This is a genomic window from Streptomyces sp. NPDC052101 (assembly GCF_040680235.1).
GTDB lineage: Bacteria > Actinomycetota > Actinomycetes > Streptomycetales > Streptomycetaceae > Streptomyces.
Map to the genome: position 1 here is coordinate 105943 of NZ_JBFAWH010000010.1, position 22856 is coordinate 128798.

Sequence of the window (22856 nt, forward strand, 5' to 3'; positions counted from 1 at the left end):
GGCTAGTCGACCTTGCCGGGGTGGAGGGTGCGGGCGATCTCCCGTACGGTGTCGGCGTTCTCGACTCCGGCGATGGTGGTCCGCTCGGAGCCGATCCGCAGGAAGTGGCCCGCCTTGACGGCTTTCAGGCCCTTGGTGGCCGGGTTGGTCCTCAGCCAGTGTTCGGCCTCGTCGAAGGCCTTCTCGTTCGCGGCCGCGCCGCCCCGGTCGCGCACGCCGAGCTGGATCCAGTCGGGGTTCTCGGCGATGACGTCCTCCCAGCCGACCTGCCGGAAGTCGCCGTCGCAGTCGGCGAAGACGTTGCGGGCGCCCGCCAGGGTGATCACGGCGTTGGCGATCTGCCGGTTGCAGACGACGGTGGGCTGCTTGGTCCCGGCGTCGTAGTCGAAGAAGAAGTACGTCGGACGGCTGCTCGGTGAGGTGCTCCCGACCGCCTTGCGGACCGCGTCGACCTTCTTCCGCATACCGGCGACGAGTTCCTTCGCCCGCGCGGTCGTGCCGGTGACCGCGCCGAGGGAGGTGATGTCCGCCTCGACGGCCGACAGGTCGGTGACCGGTTTCTTGTTCTGCGCGGCGCAGGCGGTGGACTTCAGGTAGACGTGCTTGATGCCGGCCGCCTTGAACTCCTCCTCGGTCGGGCTGCCGCCCATCCCGCCGCCGCCCATGGCGTCCATGGCGGCGAAGGTGTCGAGGTAGAGGTCGGCGCCGGAGCCGAGCAGCTTCTCCTTGGGGATGACGCTCCGGCTGAGCACCGGGACCTTGCGCGCCTGCGCGTCGAGGGCGCCGGGCAGTGTGCCCTTGCCGGGCGGGAACCCGGTGCCGATCACCCGGTTCCCCGCGCCCAGCCGCAACAGCAGTTCCAGGCCGGCGGCGTTGCTGGTGACGATCCTGGCGGGGGCCTTGGCGAAGGTGGTCGTGGCTCCGGCGCAGTCGGTCACGGTCACCGGGTGGGCGCCGGATGCGGCCGCCCCCCGGCTGTCGGGCGCGGTGCCCTCCTTCGCACCGCCGCCGCAGCCCGTCACCAGCAGGGCGCCCAGTACGGCGGCCGCCGTACCACCCCACACACGAGAACGCATCGAACAACTCCCGGATCCACTCGGTACACGGGTGAACCTCCGTCACCCGGTCCAGTAGTCGGCCCGGACGTGCCGGGAGTTCCCGTGCACCGGTGATCCGGCTCGGAGGGTGGCGCCGGTCGCGTACGACGGGCGCCACCCTCCGTGCGGCTCAGGCCGCCGGCGCGGCGGCGGGCCGCACTTCCCCCACTGCCTAAAGGGCGTGGGAGGTGCCCCCATCGTCGAGCAGGTCCATCAACGTCGCCCGGGCGCGGGCCACCCGGGAGCGGACCGTGCCGACGGGACAGGCGCTGACCTCGGCGGCCTCGGCGTAGGGCAGGCCGAGCAGCTGGGTGAGGACGAACGCCTCCCGGCGCTCGTCCGGCAGACAGGCCAGCAGATCCAGCAGGGCGACGCCGTCGTCGAATCCGGGCAGGCCCCGCGGCTGGGCCGACTCGACCGCGAGCCGCCAGTCCGGTACGTCGGACAGCCGGGGCCGCGCTGCGGCGTACCGGTAGCTGTCGATCACCGCGCGGCGCGCGATGGACAGCAGCCAGGCGCGTGCCGAGGAGCGGCCCTCGAAGCGGTGCAGGCTGCTGATGGCGCGCAGGAAGGTGTCCTGCGCGAGGTCGTCGACCGCCTGGGGATCGGTGCAGAGGTGGGCGACATAGCGCTGGACGTCGCGGTGCAGGGCGCGCACGAAGTGCTCGACCGCGTCCGCGTCGCCGCCACGGGCGGCGAGCGCCCACGCGGTTATCGACTCGTCGGGGGATGCCGCCGGGTCGCATGCGGTCCGTGCTGCGGGCAGGACAGGAGTGATCACCTGGTGTCCTTCTCGGGTCAACCGTGTCCGGACCGGGGCGCGGCTGAGCGCGAACGGTCCGGTGAGTGAGGGGACGGCCCTACGGCGCGCGGCACCTCAGCGCGGGGGCTGCGGCGGGAGCGCGACGGCACACGGTGCGCGGCGACGTGTGCGTGCTGCACACAGGTGGGTGTGGCAGGACGGTGCTACGGCACAGAGGTGCTACGGCGCGTGCGCGGACGTACGACCGTGGCCCGAGGCGCACAGGGGCGGCCTCGGGATACCGGCTGTCTTCAGGCGACAGCGGTCCCCTCGGGCGGCCCGCGTGAGGTGATCGTGTGGATGAGGAGGTCGAGGCTCGGCGCCCGGTCGGAACGGGGCCGGCGCAGCCGCTGGTCCGGACGCTCGTCGGCGACCGGAAGGGCCAGCACGAGCCGCAGCGGCGCCGCCAGCCATCCGGCCACGGCCCGCAGGATCCGGAAGGCGGCCTGTTCGCCGTATGCCAGCCAGAGCCCGGTGAGGAGCGCGGCCAGCAGGTGGGCGGCCGTCATCCCGAACGACATCGCGTCGCCGCCCAGGGAATGCCCCATGTGCGGCAGGGAACTCATGGATGCGTGCCCCATGTGCCCCATGTGCCCCATGTGCATGGAGCCCGTGGAGCCCATAGAGCCCATCGACATCGACCCCATGTCCATGGCCATACCCATATGGCCGGACACCATGGGCGGGGCGGTCCCGGACGCCGACTGGGCGAAGGAGAACGCCGAGTGGAGAGCCGCCTGGGTGGCGACCACGAGCGGAACGATCAGGAGTGGCCCGCGTTCACGGCCCGTCAGGCACCAGCCCACCCCGCCGGTGGCGGCGAGGCCGGCGGCCAACGCCCAGGCGGGCACGTCCCCGCCGGACATCAGGACGTGGCCCAGGGCGGCGAGCACGACACAGACGGCCGCGAACACCGCGGCCCGAACCGTGCGAGAACCCCACCCTGCTGTCATGGCGACCCATCCTCGCATCCCGGCTCCCGCCGTCACATGCCGGGACGAGCCTTTACTTGAACCTACAAGCAACCCGTGTATCGTGCGCCATGATTCAAATTTGAACCACAGGAACGCACAGCGCTTTTCGGGAGGACGCCATGCGCGTCGCGATCACCGGGTCCACCGGACTCATCGGCTCCGCTCTCACCCGCTCGCTCCTCGCGGACGGCCACCAGGTCGTCCGCCTCGTCCGCGATCGGTCCGCCACCGCCCCTCGGGACGGCAGCGCGTCCGCGCACTGGGATCCGGTCGCGGGCCGCGTCGAGCCCGGCGCGCTGGACGGCGTCGACGCCGTCGTCCACCTGGCCGGCGCGGGAGTCGGCGACAAGCGGTGGACCGCCGCCTACAAGCGGCAGATCCGCGACAGCCGGGTACGGGGCACCGACACGATCGCCCGCGCCTGCGCCGCGTCCGCCGCGCCGCCGCGCGTCCTGCTGTCCGCGTCCGCGACCGGCTACTACGGCGACACCGGCGAACGGACCGTCGACGAGAGCGAGCCCGCCGGAAACGACTTCCTGTCCTGCGTCTGCGTCGACTGGGAGGCGGCGGCCGACCCGGCCCGGCAGGCAGGCATCCGTGTGGTGCACCCGCGCACCGGCCTGGTCGTGTCCGCCAAGGGCGGCGCCTTCGGGCGTCTGTTCCCGCTGTTCCGCCTCGGTCTGGGTGGCCGGCTCGGTTCCGGCGACCAGTACTGGCCGTTCATCTCCCTGACGGACCACATCGCGGCGCTCCGCTTCGCCCTGGGTACCGAGGAACTCTCCGGTCCCGTGAACTTCACGGCCCCCGAGCCGCTCACCAACCGCGAGGTGACCCGGGCACTGAGCCGTGCCCTGCACCGCCCGGCGTTCGCCGCCGTCCCCGCCTTCGCGCTGCGCGTGGCGCTCGGCGAGTTCGCCGCGAGCATCACGTGCAGCGCACGCGTCGTACCGACCGCCCTGCGCCAGGCCGGGTTCTCCTTCGCGCACCCGACGATCGGCGCAGCACTCGACTCGGTGCTGCGACCGGCCGGTTGAGGAAGTCCGCGGCGGGGCCGAGTGCCGCAGCCGGCCCGGGCGCAGGGTCGCGGGCCGTCGGTCGCGACGGGTGCGGGAACGGCCGCCGCGCGCGACGATGGTCGTCCGGGTGCCCGGGGACCGGGCCGGGCGAGTACGGGTGACTGGGAGGTTGCCGTGTGCCGACTGTTCGGGCTGATCAGCTCCCCGATCCGCACGCACGCCACGTTCTGGCTGCTGGACGCCCCCGACAGTCTCAGCGCGCAGAGTCACCGCGAACCGGACGGCACCGGGCTCGGGTACTTCGACGCGGACGGCACTCCGGAGGTGCACAAGGCGCCGATCGCCGCCTACGAGGACCGCGCCTTCGCCCAGGAGGCCCGGGAGGTGGAGTCGGCCACCTTCCTCGCGCACATCCGGTACGCCTCCACCGGCGGGCTGGACGTCAGCAACACCCACCCCTTCGAGCTGCACGGGCGGCTGTTCGCGCACAACGGTGTGATCGAGGGGCTCGACCGGCTCGACCGCCACCTGGGCGAGGACCGCTCACTGGTGCACGGCGACACCGACTCCGAGCGCTTCTTCGCCCTGGTGACCCGGGAGACCGCGGCGCACGGCGGGGACGTGTCCGCAGGCATCGCGTCCGCGGCCCGCTGGGTCGCCGCGAACCTGCCCCTGTACGCGCTGAACATCGTCCTCGTCACCGCGCGAGAACTGTGGGCCCTGCGCTATCCCGCCACTCACGAGCTGTATGTCCTGCGGCGCCCGGCCGGCGGCCACCAGGGAGCGCGGCATCTGGACCACACCGGCCGGGGCGGTCGTCTGCGGGTGCGCTCGGCGCATCTGGGCGACGTCGCCTCCGTCGTCGTGGCCAGCGAGCGCATGGACGAGAGCCCGCACTGGCAGCTCATCCGGCCGGGCGAGCTGCTCCATGTCGGCCCCGAACACGAGGTGACCTCCCGCGTCGCCCTGCCCGATCCACCGGCCCACCCGCTCACCCTGTCCGACCTGCGTCCCGAAGCGGCGGCCTCCCAACGGCCCGCGTGACGGCGACGCAGGCCCTCGACAGCGGGGACCTCAGCCTCCTTGCGTACGCGATCAGTTGCTCGGTCGAGCCGAATCGACGCCGTACGCCCGGCAGTGACCCGCCTCACGACCTCAAGACTTGCGCAAGCCTTAAACTTTCCGTCGTGGAGACTACCGAAGTGACGGGTTGGGAGACCGCCGTGCTCGACGGCGGGCCGGCGGACGGGGTGCGGATGAAGGTCTCCGACCGGCCGCGCGTGATCCAGGTGACCTGCCCCTGCCCGATCGAGGCCGCACCGCCCGGCGGCATCCGCGCCGAGGCGGTGTACCTGTACCGCCGGGACTACGCGGTCACCACCGAGCCCCTGCGGTACGGCTTCGACGTAGCCAGCCCCTGACCGGCGGGCGGGCTCGGCCGGGTCGGCGACTGGACGACCGGTGCGCCGAATCCGCCCCCGCCGGTCAGGCGTCGGAGTCGGGCTTGCCGCGCGCCGCCGCGTAGGCCTGGGCCGGGGTCATGGAGACGCCGTCGACAGTGACGGTCCGATAGGGGCTGACCTTGGCGCAGGTCTTGGCCTGATCGGCGGTGGAGGCGTGTGCGCCGCCGACCGCGGCGTGGGTGTCGGCCGGTGCGGGCGAGGAGTTGCCGCCCGGGAAGCTGGAGCCGCTGTTCCAGTCGCTGCCGATCACCAGGGTCAGGCCCGTGCCGGTGCCCTGCTTCAGGTGCGAGGAGGACAGGCCGAGCGCCTTGGCGACCGTCTGTGCCTCCGGCTTCTGGTCGGTGCCGTAGCTCAGCGTGGTCGTCGCCGCCGGGCTCGGCGCGTTCGCCGTGGTCGTGGCGGAGCTGAAGCCCTGGTCGGTCAGCGCGGACGCGATGTCCGAGGCGCGGCCGGTGACCGAGGTGCCGTTCTCGACCGTGACCGCGATCCGCGCCGCCGGCACGGCCGGGGCGGTGGCCTTCGCGGTCGCCGAGGCCGCCGCGGACTTGTCACCGGAGCCGGTGGTCAGCGACTGGTCGTTGGCGATGGTGGAGAACAGGGTCTTGGCACCCGCGCCCACGACCAGGCGGTCCTTGTTGTTCGGGTCGGCGGCCGTCTGCATCGTCGTGAACGTCATCCGCTTCGTGGGCACCTTGTTCACGTCCGAGGCCAGCGAGATCAGCTTCCGCACGGTGCCCAGGCCGTCGTCCACGGTCAGCGCCTTGGTCGCGGCATCGGCCAGACCGTACACCGCGGTGGGGTCGGTGAGGGTGCCCGCGCTCTTGAACTTGCGGATCATCGCGCTGAGGAAGATGTGCTGGGTCGTCGTACGGCCGAGGTCGCTGCCGTCGCCGAAGCCGTGCCGGGAGCGGACGAACTCCAGCGCCGCCTCGCCCTTGAGCGTGTGGTCGCCCTTGGACAGCTTCAGATGCGAGTAGGTGTCGTAGACGTTGTCGTTGACACACACGGAGACGCCGCCGACCGCGTCGGACATCTTCACGACGCCGGAGAAGTCGAGCTTGACGAAGTGGTCGATGGGGATGCCGGTGAGCTGGTGGACGGTGGCCACCTGGCAGGCGGGGCCGTACTGCAGTGCGCTGTTGATCTGCCCGTAGTAGCCGGACGTCGACTGGCTCGACTCACTGTCCTGGCACGCCGGGACCCGAGTCATGGTGTCACGGGGGATGCTCATCACCGTCGCGTTGGAGCGGTCGGCGGATATGTGCAGCACCATCTCCACGTCCGCGTTGCTGCCGGTCTGCACGCCAGTCTTCGAACAGCCGCCGCCCAGCTTGCAGTCTTCCGCGCTGGTACGCCCGTCCGAGCCCATGACCAGGATGTTGATCGGGGTGCGGCCGAAGGCGTCGGCCTTCTCGCTGCCGCCCTTGCCGTCGAGCGCGACGCTGTGGATGTTGCCGTTCAGGTGCTCGTAGAACCACCAGCCCGCACCGGCCGTGACCATGATGATGACCGACAGGCTGATTCCGATGATCTTCAGCACCTTCCGGGTGCGGCCCGTCTGGCGGGTCCGGCGCCCCCGCTTGCCGCCGCGCGCACGGGCAGCCGCCCGGGCCGCAGCCCGGCCGCCCGATGGACGCGCCCCGTCGGGCTCGGCCGCTCGCTGTCCGGGTACCCGCGCGTTACGGCTGCGCGTGGCCTGCCCGGAGGGCCCGTCCCACGGGTCGCTCATCTCCCACTCCCATGAACGGTCGGGCCCGTCAGACCTGGCCGTGGGGTGTACGGCCCGGCCCGCGCGGCGATGTACGGGCGAGCGGAGCGTGTCGCTCCGCCTTGCTTGCGTAATTGCGCAATCTAACAAACCTGCGTCCCGAACAGCACGGATACACACACGATTCACAGGTGAGGCATGTCATGGAACCGCTGTGCGGAGCCGGGCCGGTACGGGAGCGGGAGTCTACGCGCCATATATAAGAACGGGATATAAGAACGCAGTGCTCAGCCGCCGGCCCGGCGCAGGGCGTGGGCGGGAGTGGCGGCGTGCCGTGAGCGCGTGGTCAGCTGGCCCACCATGACCCGGACCAGGGTCACGACGTCGGGGTCGCCGATGTAGTACACCTGCCGCCGGCCCTCGCGGCGGGAGCGGACGAGTCCGGCCAGCTTCAGCTTCGTCAGGTGCTGACTGACCGCGGGCAGCGCGCCGCCCACCCGTCCGGCGAGATGTGTGACATCGCTCTCCCCCTGCGACAGGGCCCACATCAGATGCAGCCGGGCGGAGGAGGCGAGCAGACCGAACGCCGCGGCGGCTTCTGCCAGCACTTCGGCAGACGGGTCCTCGAAGCCGGCGGCGTTCTCCGTCACAGTCTTCTCCCGTCCCCGCCCGCGTCACTGCCGACACACACGCGCCCACCCAGTGTAGGCGGCCGGTTCCGGCGCCCGGGCGCGCACGACGGTCCGCGGAAGGGGCGAGAGTGGAAGGGGGGAGAGCGGGAGGGGCGGGAGAAGAAGGGGTGGGAGAAGAAGGGGTGGGAGAGGACTCAGTCCTCGTAGTAGTTGTTGACGACGACCTCGGGCTCGTCGTCGTCGAACGCCTCGTTGAGCAGCGCGCCGCCGATGAGGCCGGCCGCGCCGGCGCCGATGAGCGCGCCCGTACCGAAGCGCCGGCCGCCGCCCTGCTGGTGGTCGTGCTCCCCGTACGGCTGTGCGTACCCCTGCTGCGGGTAGCCCTGCTGTGGGTAACCCTGCTGCGGATAGCCCTGCGCCACGGGCTGCGGATAGCCCTGCTGGGGCGGGGTGTAGAACGGCGGTGCCGTGGTCTGCACGCGCTGCGCGCAGGCACCGCAGACCTGGACCGGCCGAGGCACGCCCCACTGCGGGGACCAGGTCACGGTCGTGGCGCCCGGGCCGTGGTTGGGGTCGAAGAAGCAGGTCACAGTGGAACTCCCAGTGGTGGGTTGTGGAGATGTGGTGAACGCCGGGGCCAGTGGTGCGGCGACCGGCGGGTTCTGCGGAGCGGGCGGCTTGGACATACCGGCGGCCGGCGGCGCGGCAGGGACCGGGGGCGGGCTCGGCGCCGAAGGCTCCTCGTGCAGCACGGCGACTCCGTAGTCCGTGGCGATGCCGACGAGCCCCGAGGCGTAACCCTGGCCGACCGCGCGGAACTTCCACTCCGCGCCGTGCCGGTACAGCTCGCCGAAGACCAGCGCGGTCTCCGTCGACAGGCCGCCGGACGCGAGGGCGTAGCGGGCCAGCTCGACGCCGCTGTCCTGGTCGAGGACGCGGATGTGCGCCCGGCGCACCTGGCCGAAGGACTGGCCGTGGCCCGCGCTCCCGTAGAGGGACACCAGGAAGACGATCTTCTCGGCCCGGTCCGGGATCCTGGTCAGGTCGATCTGGATCCGCTGGTCGTCGCCGTCCACGGGGCCGCCGCCGCCCAGATGGCGGACCGAACCGTCGGGGCTGCTCAGGTTGTTGAAGAAGACGAAGTGCTCGTCGGACAGCACCTTGCCCGACTGGTCGCACAGCAGCGCGCTGGCGTCCAGGTCGCACCCGGTGTTCGCCTGCCAGCCCAGCCCGACCGTCACCATGGTCAGCCCCGGGGCCTGCTTGCTCAGCGACACATTGCCGCCCTTGGTCAGGGACACACTCATCCACGTCCTCCGCAGACGCTCACACTTACCGCGTTCATCATGATCGACGCTTCTGGGCCCTCTTCAGTTCCCCAGTTGCGCAAGGTCTTAATCATGTAGCAGAACCTCTACGGCTCATCACCGGGGGCCGGAGTCCCCTGCCTGGAGTGACCCAACCACCCCTAGGCTTGGGCAAACAGGCACTCCCAAGTGTCGGCGACCGGCGCACCGGCCTGGATCCCGACCCGACCGAAGGACAACACCGTGGGCATCATCGGCTGGATCATCCTCGGCCTGCTCGCCGGAGCCATCGCCAAGGTGCTGCTGCCCGGCCGCGACCCGGGCGGCCTGATCGGCACCACCCTGATCGGCGTCGCCGGCGCCTTCCTCGGCGGCTGGCTCTCCGCCCGCTTCCTCGACCGCCCGGTGGAGAAGCACTTCTTCGACCTCTACACCTGGGGCGCGGCGATCGGCGGCTCCCTGGTGCTGCTCATCGGTTACCGCGTCCTGTTCGGCAACTCCCGCGACTGACCCCGCTTCCCGGGCCCGCCGCCCACCGAGGAGCGGCGGGCCCGGGAAGCAGAGCCTGGAGCGACCACTGCGCGGCGGGCTTGCCCAGGGCCGGTGGACGAGTCGCCCTGCAGGCGGTCCCGGGCCGTGTCGCGTCAGACGTTGACGCCGAAGTCGCCCGCGATGCCCGCGAGTCCGGAGGCGTAGCCCTGGCCGACGGCTCGGAACTTCCACTCGGCGCCGGCCCGGTACAGCTCGCCGAAGACCATCGCCGTCTCGGTCGAGGCGTCCTCCGAGAGGTCGTAGCGGGCGAGTTCGGCGCCGCCGGACTGGTTGACGACGCGGATGAACGCGTTGCGCACCTGGCCGAAGCTCTGGCCGCGTGCGTCGGCGTCGTGGATGGACACCGGGAAGACGATCCGGTCGACCTCGGCGGGTACGGCGGCGAGGTTCACCTTGATGGCCTCGTCGTCCCCCTCACCCTCGCCGGTGAGGTTGTCACCCGTGTGCTCGACGGAACCGTCCGGGCTGGTGAGGTTGTTGTAGAAGACGAAGTGACGGTCGGAGACGACCTTGCCCCCGCCGTTCAGCAGCAGGGCGGAGGCGTCGAGGTCGAAGTCGGCGCCCGTGGTGGTCCGCACGTCCCAGCCCAGGCCCACGACCACCGCGCTCAGGCCGGGGGCCTCCTTGCTCAGCGACACATTGCCGCCCTTGGACAGGGAAACACCCATGGTTCGTCCCTCCACACACGATCGGTTCGGATCCGTGTCCCGGACCCCTCTCGAATCTACAACACTGTAGAAGTTACGGGTGTCCGCTCTGTACGATGTGACGTTCCTCCGGCACGAGAGGTTGAGGCGGGGCCCGGCAGAGAGGCGAGGCTCGGCAGAAGGGAGGCAGCGGGTGACGGAGCCCGATGCGCGCCGCCGGCGCAGGGCGCAGGGTGCGCTGGAGACACGGGTGCTCGCGGCGCTGCACGAGGCGGGGGCGCCGGTGACCGCGGGCTGGGTGCGGGAGCACCTGGCGGCCGGCCTCGCGTACACGACCGTGATGACGGTCCTCGCGCGCCTGCTGGCGAAGAACGCCGTCACCCGCAGGCGCGAGGGCCGGTCGTTCGTGTGGCTGCCCGCCGCCGACGAGGCGGGTCTCGCCGCGCTGAAGATGCGCAAGGTCCTGGACGGCGAGCAGGACCGCCGGGCGGTGCTGGCGAGTTTCATCACCGCGCTGCCGGAGGGCGACGAGCGGCTGCTGCGCGAACTGCTGGACCAGGCCGCCGACGAGGACTGAGCACACATGGGAATCTTCGTCTTCCTCCCTCTGGTCCTGCCGCTCACGGCCTGGCCCATCGCGCGCCTGGCCGAGCAGCGTCTGCATCCGCGCAACGCCACCGTGCTGCTGACCGGCGTCGCCACGGTGATGGCGCTGTGCAGCACGGTGTGTCTGGTGCTGCTGATGGTCGTCGGCACCGCCCAACTGCCCGGCAATCCCTTGCCGGACGGCTGGTCGGACCCCGAGGTGCGCGAGAGCGTGCCCCGGCACGAGGTGGCCGGAAAGGCCGCGATCCCGGCACTGCTCGCGGTCGTGGCGACCTGCGCCCGCACCCTGCTGCGGCACCACCGGGTACGGCGACGCGCCCACGCGGCGCTGCGCGGGCTCCCGCACACCCAGGTGGCGGTGCTGCCCGACGCCACGCCGTACGCCTACGCCCTGCCGGGCGGCCCGCGCGAGCGGATCGTGGTGTCCTCGGGGATGCTCGACTGCCTCCCGTCCCGCGAGCGCCGTGCGCTGTTCGCGCACGAGCGCGCCCATCTCGCCGCCCGCCACCACCGGCATCTGCTGCTCGTCCAACTCGCCGCCTGCGCCAACCCGTTCCTGCGGCCTCTGCGGACGGCGGTCGCCTACACGGCGGAGCGCTGGGCGGACGAGGAGGCGGCCCGGGCCGTCGGCAGCCGCAAGGCCGTCGCCCGCGCGATCGGCACCGCCGCGCTCGTCTCCCGCGCCGCACCCGCGCCCTCGCTCGCCGCGCTGGCCGCGCCCGGACCGCTCCCCCGCCGGGTCGCCGCGCTCCTCGGTCCGGCGCCGACCGGACGCGCCTGGCCGTCCGTCTTCACGACGGTGGGCCTGGCGCTGTGGACCGCGGCCGCCGGTGCCGCCCTCTCCGCGATGTTCTCGGCCAACTCCGCGCTCACTCTCCTGCTCCTGCTGCACGCGGCGACCCCGCTCTGACGGCCGGTCGGCGAGGAGCCGAGCCACACGGCTCTGACGCCGTCACCGGGCCCGACCGCACCAGGACAGGGGGGAACGGGACATATGGGGGTCTTCGTTCTGTGCGCTTGGCTGCTGACCGCCGGGGTCGGCGGATACCTCGCCACGGTGTGGGTCCGGCACACCGCGCGGCGGAAGCCCGGTTCACTTTCCCTCGGCCAGGTCGCCGTGCGCCACGAGGTCGGCCGTGCTGTCCGCGGTCAGGGCGAGCCGCCGCTAGCTGTCGTCGCCTGCCGGTCGGCTGATCATGAACTGGACGCCCGGGAGCGACCCGGAGGCTGTACGAACCGGCGGACGGCGTCGTACGACGACGCGCCCGGCCTGGTGGTACGGCGGTTTCCGTGGTGTGCTGGTAGTGGCGGGAAGGACCGAGAACAGACGCGGGGAAGCGGCCTCAGTGCCGTGCACCGCGCAATCCGGATCCGCGAGAAGCGGGTGGCCCTTCCCGCCCTCAGCTTCCGCCCTCAGCCTCGTCCGCCGCTGAGGTTCCCCCACCGGGGCCCTATCTGCTTCCACTCCTCGTCCCACTCGGCCATGCGCCTCCGGATCAGCCGGGTGCGGACCAGCCAACCCGCGCCCCAGACGGCCGCCCCTGCCGAGGGGGCGACGAGCGCGCCGGTCAGGGCCGCCTGCAGGTCGGCGGCGGCGCCGGTGACGGGCGCGGAGACCACGTGGCCGGCGGGGTCGGTCCACACGGTCACCTGGGATCCGGCGGGCGCGCCGGGCTGGACCTTGGTCCGGTCGGTGTGCACGGCGCCGTGGGTGTCCGTCCAGCGCACGGTGGCCCACACCCGGCCGTCGTCGTAGCCGCTCCCGGAGGTCGGGGTAGTCGCCGCGCTGCCGGTGAGCACGGCGGACACGGCGTGCACCCGGGCCTGCCGGGCGGAGAACGCCGCGTCGGCGCTCTGGGCGGCCGCGAGTCCGGCGACGGCGCCGCCGAGGACGGCCAGCACCCAGGTCGCGAGGACGATCCAGGCCTCGACGACATCGCTGTGCCGCCTGAGCTGATTGCGTCGCCAGCGCCACAGCCGCACCCGGGTGATCGTCGTGGGAGGTGTCCGGTTCATCGTCACCGCCTCCTCTCGCGCACCGGCGGCTTCGCCGCACACTCCACGTCCGCCGCGCCGGGCAGGCTCACGCCGGGCGGGCGACGAGCGGGGACGGGGCGGTCTCCCGAACCCGGCCGTCGAGTGTCACGACACCATCGTGCACCTCATTCCGGCTTGTGGCGGGGTGAGTGCCGCAGCGGGTGCCGGCGACCTGGTGCCGTACCCCTGCCGACCAGCGAGGTCGGGACATCCGGCCCCGCGGCCGAGGGCCGAAGGGCACTGGGTGGACGGCGTGGGATGCGCGACAGTGGGGATCAGGAGCGGCACCGATTCCCCCGCGGTGCCGCTCCGCCCCCGGCGGGGTACCGCGCGCCCGGGGTCCGGAACCGGCGAGGAGTCGGACACGCACCCACGAACGAAGCCAGCGAATGAAGCCAGTGAATGAAGCCGGCCATGACCCGTGACGACGAGCACGCGCACCGGCGCATCGACCTCGACCCCGTCGAGGCGCTGCGGCTGCTGGGCACCGTGCGGCTGGGGAGGATCGTCTTCACCCGGCAGGCGCTGCCCACCGTCCGTCCGGTCAGCCATGTCCTGGACGACGGCGACATCGTCATCCGCACCCATGAGGGCGCGGCGCTGACCGCGCGCACCCGGCAGGACGGCGGCGAGGGCGTGGTCGTCGCCTACGAGGCCGACGCGATCGATCCGGAGACGCACCTCGGCTGGAGCGTCGTCGTCACGGGCCGTGCCCGGCTCGTCACCGATCCCGCGGACCTGGCCCGGGTCCGGACGCTGCTCACGCCCTGGGCGCCGCACGAGGACATGGACCACGCCGTGCGCATCCGCCCCTGCCTGGTCACGGGCGTGCTCCTGACCGAGGGGTCGGATGCGCCGCGCCGGGCGGGACGCGATCGGTCCGGTACGACGGCTAGGACGGCGTGAGCGGCAGGTCGTCGGTGTAGGCGTTCACCGGCTGGGCGATCTCGCGGGTGCCCTTGATGTCGAGGGCCGCCTGCGCGGTCTTCGTGCCGAGGGTGCCCTCGGGATGCCAGGTGCCGGTCACCGCGAGCCAGGTGTTCGCGGGTGGCGCCTCGGTGCCGTACACACGGATCTTGACGGTCTGTGAGTCGGCCGCGCAGCACGTGAAGATGATGCGGGTCAGGTACCAGCCGTCGTCGTCCTCCGCCGGGGTGGCGAAGCCCGTGAGCTGGACGATGCGGCCGTTGACGGCGCGGCTGCGGTCCTGCTGGACGCGCTTGGTGAAGTCGGTGAGGGTCAGTGGCAGCGGTGAGGTCGCGGGCAGCGGGGCGAATCCCGTCCTCTGCACCGCCACCGGCTTGGCGCTGGAGCGTGCCGCCGTGTACGCGCCCAGGGCGGGCGGCGCGTAGCAGAGCAGGCTGACCGCCGGGAGGAACAGCAGCCAGGCGATGCGCGGGGCGCCGGAGTGGTCGTGCCCGTGCGCGTGGTCGAGGTCGTCGCCTGGTTCGTGGTCGTCGTGGTGCGCGTGCCGCTGTTCACCGCGTACGGCCGCCGCGGCCAGGCCGAGCAGCAGCAGGACGACACCGGAGACGATCAGCAGCGGTCGCAGGCCTGCCTTGACGTAGCGCAGATACGTGTCGGTGAACAGGGCCGCGTGCAGCAGGCCGAGGGCGGTCAGGGTCAGCAGGACGCTCTGGGCAGGGCGTTTCACAGCAGACCGCCTCCGATCAGGACGCTCGCGGCGACCGCCACGACGGTGGTGGCCGTGCAGAACCGCCAGGCGAAGGCCCGTCCGAAGGTGCCCGCCTGAAGGGCGATCAGCTTCAGGTCGACCATCGGGCCGACCACCATGAACGCGAGCCGAGCGGTCGGCGAGAACCCGGTGAGCGAGGCGGCGACGAAGGCGTCGGCCTCGGAGCACACCGCGAGCAGCACGGCGAGCCCGGCCAGGAAGAGCACCGACAGCCAGGGTGAGCCGGAGAAGGTGTCGAGGACGGAGCGCGGCACGGCGACGTTGAAGGTGGCTGCGGCCATGGCGCCGAGCACGAGGAAGCCTCCGGCGTGCAGGAAGTCGTGCTGGAAGCCGAGCCGGAACTCGTTCCAGCGGCTGCGGCCGTGCCGGTGGCCGGTGTGCTGGTGGCGCAGGACGGGCCGTAGCCACCTCTCCTTGCCCAGCCAGAGCCAGAGCCAGCCCATCACGGCCGCCGTGGCGAGGGAGGCGACCAGCCGGGCGACGACCATCGCGGGGTTGCCGGGGAAGGCGACGGCGGTGGCGGTCAGCACGACGGGGTTGATGGCGGGCGCGGAGAGCAGGAAGGCGAAGGCGGCGGCCGGGGTGACACCCCGTCGGATCAGGCTGTTGGCGACCGGGACCGAGGCGCACTCACAGCCCGGCAGCACCGCGCCCGCGGCGCCCGCGACCGGCACGGCGAGGGCGGCCCGCTTGGGCAGGATCCTGGTGAACAGCTCGGCCGGCACGAAGGCGTTGATGGCGCCGGACAGGGCGGTGCCGAGCAGGAGGAAGGGGAGTGCCTGGACGGTGATGGCGAGGCAGACGGTGCGCCAGGCCTGGACGGCAGGCTGGTTCAGCCACCGCGCGCCGCCGAGGAGGAGGAGTACGGCCGCGGCGCTGGCCGTGAGCGCGAGGGCGGCGCCGAGCCGCCATGGCCGGATGCGGCGCAGCGGCGGCGAACCGACGGGCGCGACCGCCACGCCCTCGGCCACACCAACCATTTCATCCGTTTTTTCCATTATCACTCCGGATGTCGGTGTCTGGCCGACGATAAGCGAGCCATGCGGTCCGGCCGTGCGTACACGCCGCCGCACGACCAACCCATGAATCGCGATACGCCCATTGGTGGCGCCGGTGGCTCTTCTCACAATTCGCCCTCACCAGGAGCGAAGGTGACGGCTGCCACTTCGCGCGGAGCAGGTCTTGTCTACGTTCGGCCCATGTCGTCACGCCTCTCCCCCTCCACGGCACGCACAAGGACCGGCGTCCTTCTGGCCTCGGTCGCCGCCCTCCTCTCGGCCGGCACGGTGCACCCGGCACCGGCCGCGGCCGCCGCCCCGCACGCCACGGCGGCCGTGCTCGACCTGGACGGCGACGGCCGCACCCCCGTGGTGCACGGAGCGGACAGCGCGTACGACACCGCCAGCATCGTCAAGGTCGACATCCTCGCGGCGCTGCTGCTCAAGGCACAGGACACCGGTCGGCAGCTCACCGCCGAGGAGCGCGGCCATGCCGAGCCGATGATCGAGCGCAGCGACAACACGGCGGCCGACGCGCTCTGGCGGGAGATCGGTCGGGCCCCCGGGCTGGCGGCGACCAACAAGCGGCTCGGGCTGACCTCGACCACGGGCGGGCCCGACGGCAGGTGGGGGCTGACCCGGACGACGGCGAGCGACCAGATACGGCTGCTCAGGGCCGTGTTCGACGGCGCGACGACGGAGGAGTCCGGCTCCACCGCGCTGACCGCACAGTCCCGGTCCTACATCCGCACCCTCATGGGCCGTGTCGTCCCCGAGCAGACCTGGGGAGTCTCGGCCGTCGGCGCCTCCGGCTCCCCGCGGGCCCTGAAGAACGGCTGGCTGCAGCGCAACACCTCCGGCCTCTGGGACGTCAACAGCGTCGGCCGGGTCACCGTGAAGGGACACCGGTATCTCGTCGCGGTCCTGTCGAACGGCAGCACCTCAATGAACGACGGGGTCTCGCTGGTGGAGCGGACGGCCCGCCAGGCCGTCACGTAGACCACCCCGGCACCACCGACCCACGGCCCGCCCCGTCGTCACCAGCCCAGCGCCCGCCCCTCGTCACCGGCCCACCGCACCCCCTCATCACCGCCCGCGACCCTCCCGGTCCTCACCGGCCCACCGCCCGCCTCCCACATCACCGGCCCACGCCCCTCCCCTCATCACCGCCCCATCGCCCGCCCCCGTCCTTACCGGCCCACCGGTCGCCCCCTCCTCACCGGCCCACCGCCCGGTGGCGGGAGCGGACGGCGGCGGTGGCGGTGAGCGCCGCCGGCGCGGCCAGGCAGAGCCAGGCGAAGGTGTCGCCGATGCGGTCGTAGATCGTGGTGCCACCCCGCACGGGGACGTAGGCGACCATGGTCTGCCGGGCGGTCGTGAAGTAGTCGGCGGTGGCGAGGACGTGGCCCTGGTCGTCGTACGCGGCCGACACGCCCTCCGCGTCCTGACGGATCAGGGAGTAGCCGCCCTCCACGGCGGCCAGGGCGGCCTTGTCGGTGTGCGCGGCGCCGTACTCCTTCCAGTCGTGCGCGGGCACGAACATGATGTCGGCGCGCGTGCGCATCAGGGCCGGGAAGTCGGCGTCGTAGCAGATGACGTCGGCGAGCCGGCCGTACGGGGTGCGGACGACCGGCACATGGCCGTCACCGGGCTTGTACCGCTCGGAACCGGGGATGGGGTGGGCCTTCTGATAGGTCCAGAGCACGGTGCCGCGGGGGTCGATGAGGATCGCCTCGTCCCGGCCGTAGGCGGGCGCGGTGGTGCTGTAGACGCGGACTCCGATCTCCAGGTAAATGCCCGAGCGGCGGGCCTGTGCCCGAGCGGCGGCGACGGCTGCGGACTCCTGCGACTCCTGGGTCCTGACGGCGTTCTCGGGCCAGATCACGATCTTCGCGCCGGCGGCGGCCTCGCGGCGGGTCGCGGCGAGCAGGTCGTCCTCCACCGCGGTCATCGCGGGCCGCACCGCCGCGGCGGGGGCCCCGGCGACGCCGCCCGGCCCGTCGGCGAACCGGTCGAGCGTGGTCTGCAGCCGCTCGGTCACGGTGCGGGCCGGACTGACGCCGGCGATCCGCACGGTCGTGCCCTGGGGCGGGGAGAAGGCCAGCCGGGCGCCTCCGGCGAGCAGGACGCTCAGCAGGACGGCGGTGCAGACGACGCCGCCGCGCCAGGACGGGCGGTCCCAGATGCGGTTGGCCGTGCTCGTGACGTACCCGATGAGGAAGCCGATGCCCCAGGGGCCGGTGACCGAGACGACCTGGAGGAGGGGCAGGTTCGCGTGCTGGGTGACGGCCAGAGAGCCGTAGGCCGTGCCGAACGGGGACAGCAGGGTGATCAGGAACTCGGCGGCGGCGACACCGGCCGGGAAGACCAGGGCGGCCGTCGCCGGTGGCAGCCGGTGTGCCAGCAGCCGATCGGCAAGGAAGGGCAGCGTCTGCAGGGCGCCCAGGGCCAGGGCCCCGGCGAGCACCACGGCGTTGAAGCCGATCGCCGACTCCTGGACCCAGAAGACGGCGGCCCCGAGATGCGCCAGCCAGATCCACAGCGCTCCGGACCAGGCGCGGCTCAGCCGGGTGAAGCGCAACAGCAGGACAGGGAAGATCCAGGCGGCGGCCGCGATGTCCCAGCGGCCGCCGACCGCGAGGAGCATCGCCCCGGTGCCGAGCAGCAGCAGGAGCCATGTGTGCCGGTGCGTGCGTGCCGGGCGCTCGGTGGGTTGCGCCGTCGGGTGGGGCGGTGCCGGTACGGCTGTGTTCGTCATGTCCTGGACGCTAGGGCGGGCCGCTCCGGCGGCGCCTCGGGCCAGGTGCCGATCCTGGGCGCGGTGACGCATCTTTCGATGCGCGCCCGGCGGAGGATCCGCCCTGTCCTGGGCGTCGTCTAGCCTGACGGACCGAGATGACCACCCAGGTGAACACCCTGCCCCGAGCCGCCCGGCGCTGGCTCGCCGACCGCCCCCGTCTGACGGACGCGCTGTGGGTCGGCGGCCTCACCCTGGTCGACATGGCCACGGTGCTGGACCGGATCCCGCGGTCGCCGGGCTGGGGTGTGGCGCTGTGGGGCGCGCAGACCGTGCCGCTGCTGTGGCGGCGCACGCGTCCGCGGACCGCCCTCGTCGCGATGACCGCGCTGTACGTCCTCTTCCAGGCGCTCGGCCCGATCCCGGAGAAGGTCCCCGGGCCGTTCCTGCTGATGCTCGGCGTCTACGCCGTGGCCCGGCACGCGCCGGCGTCGGCGAGCGCGCCGCTCACCCTGTCCGCTCTCGCCATCGCCGCGGTCACGGACGCCCTGACCGGTAACTGGGAGCCGCCCCGGCTCGGCTCGCTGGAGCCGATCAGTGTCACGACGTTCGCGTTCTTCTTCGCCCTGGCCTGGCTGCTGGGGTACGGGCGGCGCCGGATCGACGCCGACGCGGAACGCCTGCGCGCACTCAACAGACGGCTCGCGGCCGAACAGGAGCTGAACGCCCGGCAGGCCGTGCTGACCGAGCGGGCCCGGATCGCCCGCGACCTGCACGACGTCGTCGCCCACCACGTGAGTGCCATCGCTCTCCAGGCACGCGCCGCCGAGGACGTGCTGACCTCCCGCCCGCCCGACCCGGCCGAGGCCGCGCACGGTGTCGGTCTGATCGCGGGGACCGCCGACACGGCGCTCACCGAGATGCGGAGGCTGCTCGGGCTGCTGTCCTTCGGCGAACGCGACCTCGCACCCGAGCCGTCCCTGGACCACCTCGGCCTGCTCGTCGAAGTCGCGACCTCGGCGGGGTGCCGCGTCACCTGTGTCTGCGAGACACCCGCCGGCGACGCGCTGCCGGCCGGGATGCAGGTCTCGGCCTACCGGGTCGTCCAGGAGGCCCTGACCAACGCGGTCAAGCACGCCGGCCCGGTCGGCGTACGGATCGCCGTACGCGGGGACGCGACGCGCCTCACGGTCGAGGTGGAGAACGACGCGCCGGCCCCGGACCACCGTCCGGTGCCCGGAGCCGGACGCGGGCTCGTCGGCATGCGGGAACGGGTGGCGGCCTTCGACGGCGAACTCGACGCCGGACCTCGTCCGGACGGCGGCTGGCGGCTGCGCGCCGTACTGTCCGGGCGGGAGCCAGGCCCGGCGCGGGGGGACGGATGAACGTACGCGTGCTCGTCGTGGACGACCAGGAGATCGTGCGGACCGCGCTGCGTCTCGTCGTCGACCGCCGGGACGGCCTGTCGGTCGTCGGGGAGGCGGGCGACGGCGAGCAGGCCGTCGCCCGGGCCCTGGAGCTACGGCCGGACGTGGTGCTGATGGACGTACGGATGCCAGGCACGACCGGCGTCGAGGCGACCCGGCGGATCGTCCGGGAGTGGCCCGGTCCTGGGCCGGTGCCACGGGTGCTGGTGCTGACCACCTTCGACCTGGACGAGTATGTGCACGCGGCGCTGCGCGCCGGGGCCGTCGGCTTTCTGTTGAAGAACAGCAGGCCCGATCAGCTCGCCGAGGCCATCCGTGCCGCGGCCGACGGCGAGTCCGTGCTCGCCCCGAGCGTCACCCGGCGTCTGATCGACACCGTCACCGCGCTGCCGCCCGCCCTTCTCTCCCCCACGCCGGCGCCGGCACCGGAGGTCGGCATGCTCACCGAGCGCGAGATCCAGGTCCTCGTGCTGGTCGCGCGGGGGCTGTCCAACGCACGGATCGCCGCGGACCTCGGGCTCAGCGAGGCGACCGTGAAGAGCCGGGTCAACCGCATCCTGACCCGGCTGGGCCTCGAAAACCGGGTCCAGGCCGCCCTGTTCGCCCATCGGGCCGGTCTCGCCGGACCCGGTCCCGACGTGGTGTAAACCATTTCCCCTTCCCTGTGACACGCCTGTGACAGTCGGCGGACAGGGCGATGACGTCCGGCAATCAATCTGGAGCAACAAGGGCAAATCGCCCTAAACGGTCAGACACCTCGCCGGAGGACAGCACCATGAGCGCCACTCTCGCCACGCCGCACACCGAGGCCCCCGCCCCCGCGCTGGCTCCGCGCGAGCGGGAGACGCTCCGGCACATCGCCGCCGGCCGCACCTATCTCCAGACCGCTCGCCACATGGGCCTGTCCACCCACACCGTGGACGCCTATCTGCGCCGCATCCGGGCCAAGCTCAACATCACCAACACGGCCGAGCTGACCCGCATGGCCATCTCCCTGGGCCTGTGACCGACAGGCCCGTCCGCGGAACCCGCCGGGCCACCGGGTGACCGCTTCGAGTACGGCCACCGGGCCCACGCGCCGGCCGCGTGGAGACGGCGGAGGATTCAGCCGGCACGGGGTGAGGATCCGTGGGCTGTTCCGCCGGCGGCGGCGTGCGGGCCCGGTGCCCCTCGTCTGCGATCAGCCGACGGTCAGGGGGAACGGTCCGGCCAGCACCGAGTAGCCGTCATTGGCGAGGTAGTACACGTCGTACGTCCCCGGGCTGCTGAGTTTGCCGGTGGAGAAGGTGAGGGCGCCGCTGGCGTTGGGGGCGTAGGACCAGGCGAGCGAGGACTGCTTGCCGGGGGTGACGCCCGCCGGGTAGATGCCGATCCAGTTCTTGGCGCTGGCCTGGTCCGCCGAGGGCACCGAGTAGCGGAAGGTGACATTGCCGCCGCTCGCGACCGCGTTCAGGTCGCCGGTGAGCGTCGGCTTGGTCGCGGTGGACGGCGCGAACGCGGCGTTGAGCGGCGTCGCGTAGGTGTCGTTGGCGGTGAGCCCCGGCAGGCCGAGCGCGTCTTCTATGGTGCGGCCGATGCCGTAGTGGTCGTAGTGCAGCGGGCTGCTGGTGCCGGCCGGGACGGTGCCCTGGGAACCGACGACGGTGGTGGCGATGTGGTTGTACGCCTCGCCGCTGCTCTCGTCCCAGGTCAGGACGAGCAGCGAGCGCTGCTGGGTCCAGGCCGGGGAGGACAGGACCGGGGCGAGGGTCTGCTTCAGCCAGCCGTCCTGTGTCTTGAGGCTGGTGGCGTTGCCGTTGCCGGAGGCCTCGCCGTCGTAGTAGTCGTCGGCGGCGATCCAGGAGAAGTCCGGGGTGGTGGCGGCGGACTTCAGGTCGGTGGTCAGCTGGGTGGTGTCGAACAGATGGGCCGCGCAGCGGGAGGCGTTGCCGCTGATGTCGGTGTAGTTGATGAAGGGCGCGTCGTCGGGCTCGTAGTAACTGTCGTTGTTGTTCTTGGTGTTGCAGGGGGTGCCCATGCCCTGCTCGTAGGCCTTCCAGGTCTTGCCGGCCTCCTCGATGGTGTCGCCGAGGTTGCGCTCGGGAGAGTTGATGTTGGGGAAGTACGTGGCGCCCTTGGTGTAGGTGTCACCGCCCGCGATGGCGAGGTAGTTCTCGTCGCTCGGGTGGTAGATGCCGTGGAAGTCGGTGAGGGTGGCGCCCTGCGACATCAGGCTGTGCATGTACGGCGTGTCCGCCGGGTCGTTCATGACCTGGGAGTAGTCGGTGTTCTCCATCATGACCATGAACACGTGGTCATAGCCCGGGACCTGGGAGACGGGCGGGGTCAGCGGGGCGGGCGCGGTGACCGGGGTGTCCAGGGTCAGGGAGAGGTTGTCGAGGTAGCCCGTCTCGCTGCTCGTCGACAGGAACTGCACCTCGACCTGGATGGACCGGGTGCCGGACGGGACCGCGCCGGTGGAGCTGCGCGAGAGGAACTTGGTGGCCAGGCCCCGGTCGCTCGCGGACACGGTGGGGAGCTTGGCGGTGGCGCCGACGGGGCGCCCGCTGCCGTCGTGGAAGTGCAGGCTGACGGCGACATTGCCGCCGTAGGTGGTCCAGCCGCCGAGCCAGCCGGAGAGGTTGTAGTGCACCCCGCCGCCGTCGATGGCCGAGGCCGCGGAGGAGACGTCCACGGTCTGGCTCATCGCGCCGTCACCGAAGTTGCCGGGCGCGAAGAAGGCCTTGCCGGGCGTCTTGCCGTCGCTGGGCAGCCCGAAGGAGGCGACGGAGTGGCACATGACGTTCGGACCGCCGGCCTCGGTGGTCCAGCCGGGCACCGTGGTGGCCGCCGCCCAGTCGCCGGTGCAGTAACCACCGCTTTCCGCATCGCCGTTGACGATCAGGTTGGCGCTGCTCCCGGCCGCATGGGCGGTGCCGGGAGCGGCGACGATCAGTGCGCCGTGGAGGGCGAGAAGCCCGCCGAGGGATCTCCAGCGCAGTCGCATACGTGGTACCTCGTCCCGTTGGTGAGGATGCCGTGAAGGGCTAGGGCCTCACGGCCTGACTGTGCACAACGAACGGGACATGAGTAGTGGCCGCCACTGTCGAGCGGAAGAACCACGACCAAACTTGACCAGACAAGTTAGCGGCCAGCGAACCTCCGGTCAGTAAGTGGA

22 protein-coding genes and 1 pseudogene are annotated in these 22856 nt (G+C 72.3%); 11 read left to right on the forward strand and 12 right to left on the reverse strand.

Translation table 11 applies throughout. The features are described from left to right. Positions 1-2: 2 nt before the first annotated feature. The 3 genes from AB0L75_RS19415 to AB0L75_RS19425 form a co-directional block, all read right to left on the reverse strand. Positions 3-1076 (reverse strand): ABC transporter substrate-binding protein, encoded by a 1074-nt coding sequence (locus AB0L75_RS19415; RefSeq protein WP_365182299.1) that lies wholly within the window; start codon positions 1074-1076, stop codon positions 3-5. Positions 1077-1269: 193 nt separating this feature from the next. Continuing rightward, positions 1270-1878, reverse strand: a complete 609-nt coding sequence (locus tag AB0L75_RS19420; RefSeq protein WP_365182301.1) for a sigma-70 family RNA polymerase sigma factor — start codon at positions 1876-1878, stop codon at positions 1270-1272. Between the two features lie 272 nt (positions 1879-2150). After that, the gene (locus AB0L75_RS19425; RefSeq protein WP_365182303.1) at positions 2151-2852 is read right to left on the reverse strand and encodes a hypothetical protein; all 702 of its coding nucleotides are present in this window, start codon (positions 2850-2852) and stop codon (positions 2151-2153) included. Between the two features lie 140 nt (positions 2853-2992). On the opposite strand from AB0L75_RS19425, the gene AB0L75_RS19430 reads away from it, so the two are divergent. From AB0L75_RS19430 to AB0L75_RS19440, 3 genes are all read left to right on the forward strand, one after another. Next, positions 2993-3907, forward strand: a complete 915-nt coding sequence (locus tag AB0L75_RS19430) for a TIGR01777 family oxidoreductase (protein WP_365182305.1) — start codon at positions 2993-2995, stop codon at positions 3905-3907. A gap of 156 nt (positions 3908-4063) precedes the next feature. Further along, positions 4064-4933, forward strand: a complete 870-nt coding sequence (locus AB0L75_RS19435) for a class II glutamine amidotransferase (protein ID WP_365182307.1) — start codon at positions 4064-4066, stop codon at positions 4931-4933. Positions 4934-5076: 143 nt separating this feature from the next. Continuing rightward, complete coding sequence (locus AB0L75_RS19440; RefSeq protein WP_365182309.1) at positions 5077-5310, forward strand: hypothetical protein; 234 nt, start codon at positions 5077-5079, stop codon at positions 5308-5310. Between the two features lie 64 nt (positions 5311-5374). Here the strand turns inward: AB0L75_RS19440 and AB0L75_RS19445 are convergent, their stop codons facing one another. From AB0L75_RS19445 to AB0L75_RS19455, 3 genes and pseudogenes are all read right to left on the reverse strand, one after another. Next, complete coding sequence (locus AB0L75_RS19445; RefSeq protein WP_365182311.1) at positions 5375-7081, reverse strand: LCP family protein; 1707 nt, start codon at positions 7079-7081, stop codon at positions 5375-5377. 266 nt (positions 7082-7347) lie between these two features. Beyond that, entirely contained in the window at positions 7348-7710 is a 363-nt protein-coding gene (locus AB0L75_RS19450) for a metalloregulator ArsR/SmtB family transcription factor (protein ID WP_365182313.1), read from the reverse strand. 731 nt (positions 7711-8441) lie between these two features. After that, positions 8442-8999, reverse strand: a pseudogene (locus tag AB0L75_RS19455) (TerD family protein); the annotation flags it as partial. 243 nt (positions 9000-9242) lie between these two features. On the opposite strand from AB0L75_RS19455, the gene AB0L75_RS19460 reads away from it, so the two are divergent. Beyond that, positions 9243-9509, forward strand: a complete 267-nt coding sequence (locus AB0L75_RS19460; RefSeq protein WP_365182577.1) for a GlsB/YeaQ/YmgE family stress response membrane protein — start codon at positions 9243-9245, stop codon at positions 9507-9509. A gap of 134 nt (positions 9510-9643) precedes the next feature. Here the strand turns inward: AB0L75_RS19460 and AB0L75_RS19465 are convergent, their stop codons facing one another. Beyond that, a complete protein-coding gene (locus AB0L75_RS19465) occupies positions 9644-10219 on the reverse strand; it encodes a TerD family protein (protein WP_365182314.1) in 576 nt (191 codons plus the stop codon). A 172-nt stretch (positions 10220-10391) separates the two neighbouring features. Here AB0L75_RS19465 and AB0L75_RS19470 point away from each other — a divergent pair, with 172 nt between their 5' ends. Next, positions 10392-10775, forward strand: a complete 384-nt coding sequence (locus AB0L75_RS19470; RefSeq protein ID WP_365182316.1) for a BlaI/MecI/CopY family transcriptional regulator — start codon at positions 10392-10394, stop codon at positions 10773-10775. A gap of 6 nt (positions 10776-10781) precedes the next feature. Next, positions 10782-11714, forward strand: a complete 933-nt coding sequence (locus tag AB0L75_RS19475; RefSeq protein WP_365182318.1) for a M56 family metallopeptidase — start codon at positions 10782-10784, stop codon at positions 11712-11714. Positions 11715-12217: 503 nt separating this feature from the next. On the opposite strand, the gene AB0L75_RS19480 is transcribed toward AB0L75_RS19475, so the two are convergent. Next, on the reverse strand, positions 12218-12820 hold the full coding sequence (locus AB0L75_RS19480) for a hypothetical protein (RefSeq protein ID WP_365182320.1): 603 nt from the start codon (positions 12818-12820) through the stop codon (positions 12218-12220). A gap of 435 nt (positions 12821-13255) precedes the next feature. On the opposite strand from AB0L75_RS19480, the gene AB0L75_RS19485 reads away from it, so the two are divergent. After that, the gene (locus AB0L75_RS19485) at positions 13256-13747 is read left to right on the forward strand and encodes a pyridoxamine 5'-phosphate oxidase family protein (RefSeq protein ID WP_365182321.1); all 492 of its coding nucleotides are present in this window, start codon (positions 13256-13258) and stop codon (positions 13745-13747) included. Here AB0L75_RS19485 and AB0L75_RS19490 read toward each other — a convergent pair. Beyond that, a complete protein-coding gene (locus AB0L75_RS19490) occupies positions 13734-14495 on the reverse strand; it encodes a TIGR03943 family protein (RefSeq protein ID WP_365182323.1) in 762 nt (253 codons plus the stop codon). The two genes, AB0L75_RS19485 and AB0L75_RS19490, sit on opposite strands and share 14 nt — an antisense overlap. Further along, entirely contained in the window at positions 14492-15535 is a 1044-nt protein-coding gene (locus AB0L75_RS19495) for a permease (RefSeq protein ID WP_365182325.1), read from the reverse strand. The genes AB0L75_RS19490 and AB0L75_RS19495 overlap by 4 nt, the downstream gene beginning before the upstream one ends. Positions 15536-15736: 201 nt before the next feature. Here AB0L75_RS19495 and AB0L75_RS19500 point away from each other — a divergent pair, with 201 nt between their 5' ends. Then, the gene (locus AB0L75_RS19500; protein ID WP_365182327.1) at positions 15737-16534 is read left to right on the forward strand and encodes a serine hydrolase; all 798 of its coding nucleotides are present in this window, start codon (positions 15737-15739) and stop codon (positions 16532-16534) included. Positions 16535-16751: 217 nt separating this feature from the next. On the opposite strand, the gene AB0L75_RS19505 is transcribed toward AB0L75_RS19500, so the two are convergent. Further along, positions 16752-18293, reverse strand: a complete 1542-nt coding sequence (locus AB0L75_RS19505) for a nitrilase-related carbon-nitrogen hydrolase (protein WP_365182329.1) — start codon at positions 18291-18293, stop codon at positions 16752-16754. A gap of 137 nt (positions 18294-18430) precedes the next feature. On the opposite strand from AB0L75_RS19505, the gene AB0L75_RS19510 reads away from it, so the two are divergent. From AB0L75_RS19510 to AB0L75_RS19520, 3 genes are all read left to right on the forward strand, one after another. Further along, a complete protein-coding gene (locus AB0L75_RS19510) occupies positions 18431-19657 on the forward strand; it encodes a histidine kinase (RefSeq protein ID WP_365182330.1) in 1227 nt (408 codons plus the stop codon). Then, the gene (locus tag AB0L75_RS19515; RefSeq protein ID WP_365182332.1) at positions 19654-20346 is read left to right on the forward strand and encodes a response regulator transcription factor; all 693 of its coding nucleotides are present in this window, start codon (positions 19654-19656) and stop codon (positions 20344-20346) included. The genes AB0L75_RS19510 and AB0L75_RS19515 overlap by 4 nt, the downstream gene beginning before the upstream one ends. Before the next feature lie 128 nt (positions 20347-20474). Next, complete coding sequence (locus AB0L75_RS19520; protein WP_365182333.1) at positions 20475-20705, forward strand: helix-turn-helix transcriptional regulator; 231 nt, start codon at positions 20475-20477, stop codon at positions 20703-20705. Between the two features lie 174 nt (positions 20706-20879). Here AB0L75_RS19520 and AB0L75_RS19525 read toward each other — a convergent pair whose 3' ends face one another. Further along, positions 20880-22685, reverse strand: coding sequence for an alkaline phosphatase family protein (locus AB0L75_RS19525; protein ID WP_365182334.1), 1806 nt, complete (start codon positions 22683-22685; stop codon positions 20880-20882). Between the last annotated feature and the right edge of the window lie 171 nt (positions 22686-22856).

Coding starts and splice junctions, on each gene's coding strand:
- AB0L75_RS19465 (WP_365182314.1), bottom strand. CDS start 10,219: ATGGGTGTTTCCCTGTCCAAGGGCGGCAATGTGTCGCTGAGCAAGGAG.
- AB0L75_RS19430 (WP_365182305.1), top strand. CDS start 2,993: ATGCGCGTCGCGATCACCGGGTCCACCGGACTCATCGGCTCCGCTCTC.
- AB0L75_RS19515 (WP_365182332.1), top strand. CDS start 19,654: ATGAACGTACGCGTGCTCGTCGTGGACGACCAGGAGATCGTGCGGACC.
- AB0L75_RS19500 (WP_365182327.1), top strand. CDS start 15,737: ATGTCGTCACGCCTCTCCCCCTCCACGGCACGCACAAGGACCGGCGTC.
- AB0L75_RS19520 (WP_365182333.1), top strand. CDS start 20,475: ATGAGCGCCACTCTCGCCACGCCGCACACCGAGGCCCCCGCCCCCGCG.
- AB0L75_RS19505 (WP_365182329.1), bottom strand. CDS start 18,293: ATGACGAACACAGCCGTACCGGCACCGCCCCACCCGACGGCGCAACCC.
- AB0L75_RS19495 (WP_365182325.1), bottom strand. CDS start 15,535: ATGGAAAAAACGGATGAAATGGTTGGTGTGGCCGAGGGCGTGGCGGTC.
- AB0L75_RS19510 (WP_365182330.1), top strand. CDS start 18,431: ATGACCACCCAGGTGAACACCCTGCCCCGAGCCGCCCGGCGCTGGCTC.
- AB0L75_RS19475 (WP_365182318.1), top strand. CDS start 10,782: ATGGGAATCTTCGTCTTCCTCCCTCTGGTCCTGCCGCTCACGGCCTGG.
- AB0L75_RS19425 (WP_365182303.1), bottom strand. CDS start 2,852: ATGACAGCAGGGTGGGGTTCTCGCACGGTTCGGGCCGCGGTGTTCGCG.
- AB0L75_RS19480 (WP_365182320.1), bottom strand. CDS start 12,820: ATGAACCGGACACCTCCCACGACGATCACCCGGGTGCGGCTGTGGCGC.
- AB0L75_RS19445 (WP_365182311.1), bottom strand. CDS start 7,081: ATGAGCGACCCGTGGGACGGGCCCTCCGGGCAGGCCACGCGCAGCCGT.
- AB0L75_RS19485 (WP_365182321.1), top strand. CDS start 13,256: ATGACCCGTGACGACGAGCACGCGCACCGGCGCATCGACCTCGACCCC.
- AB0L75_RS19415 (WP_365182299.1), bottom strand. CDS start 1,076: ATGCGTTCTCGTGTGTGGGGTGGTACGGCGGCCGCCGTACTGGGCGCC.
- AB0L75_RS19525 (WP_365182334.1), bottom strand. CDS start 22,685: ATGCGACTGCGCTGGAGATCCCTCGGCGGGCTTCTCGCCCTCCACGGC.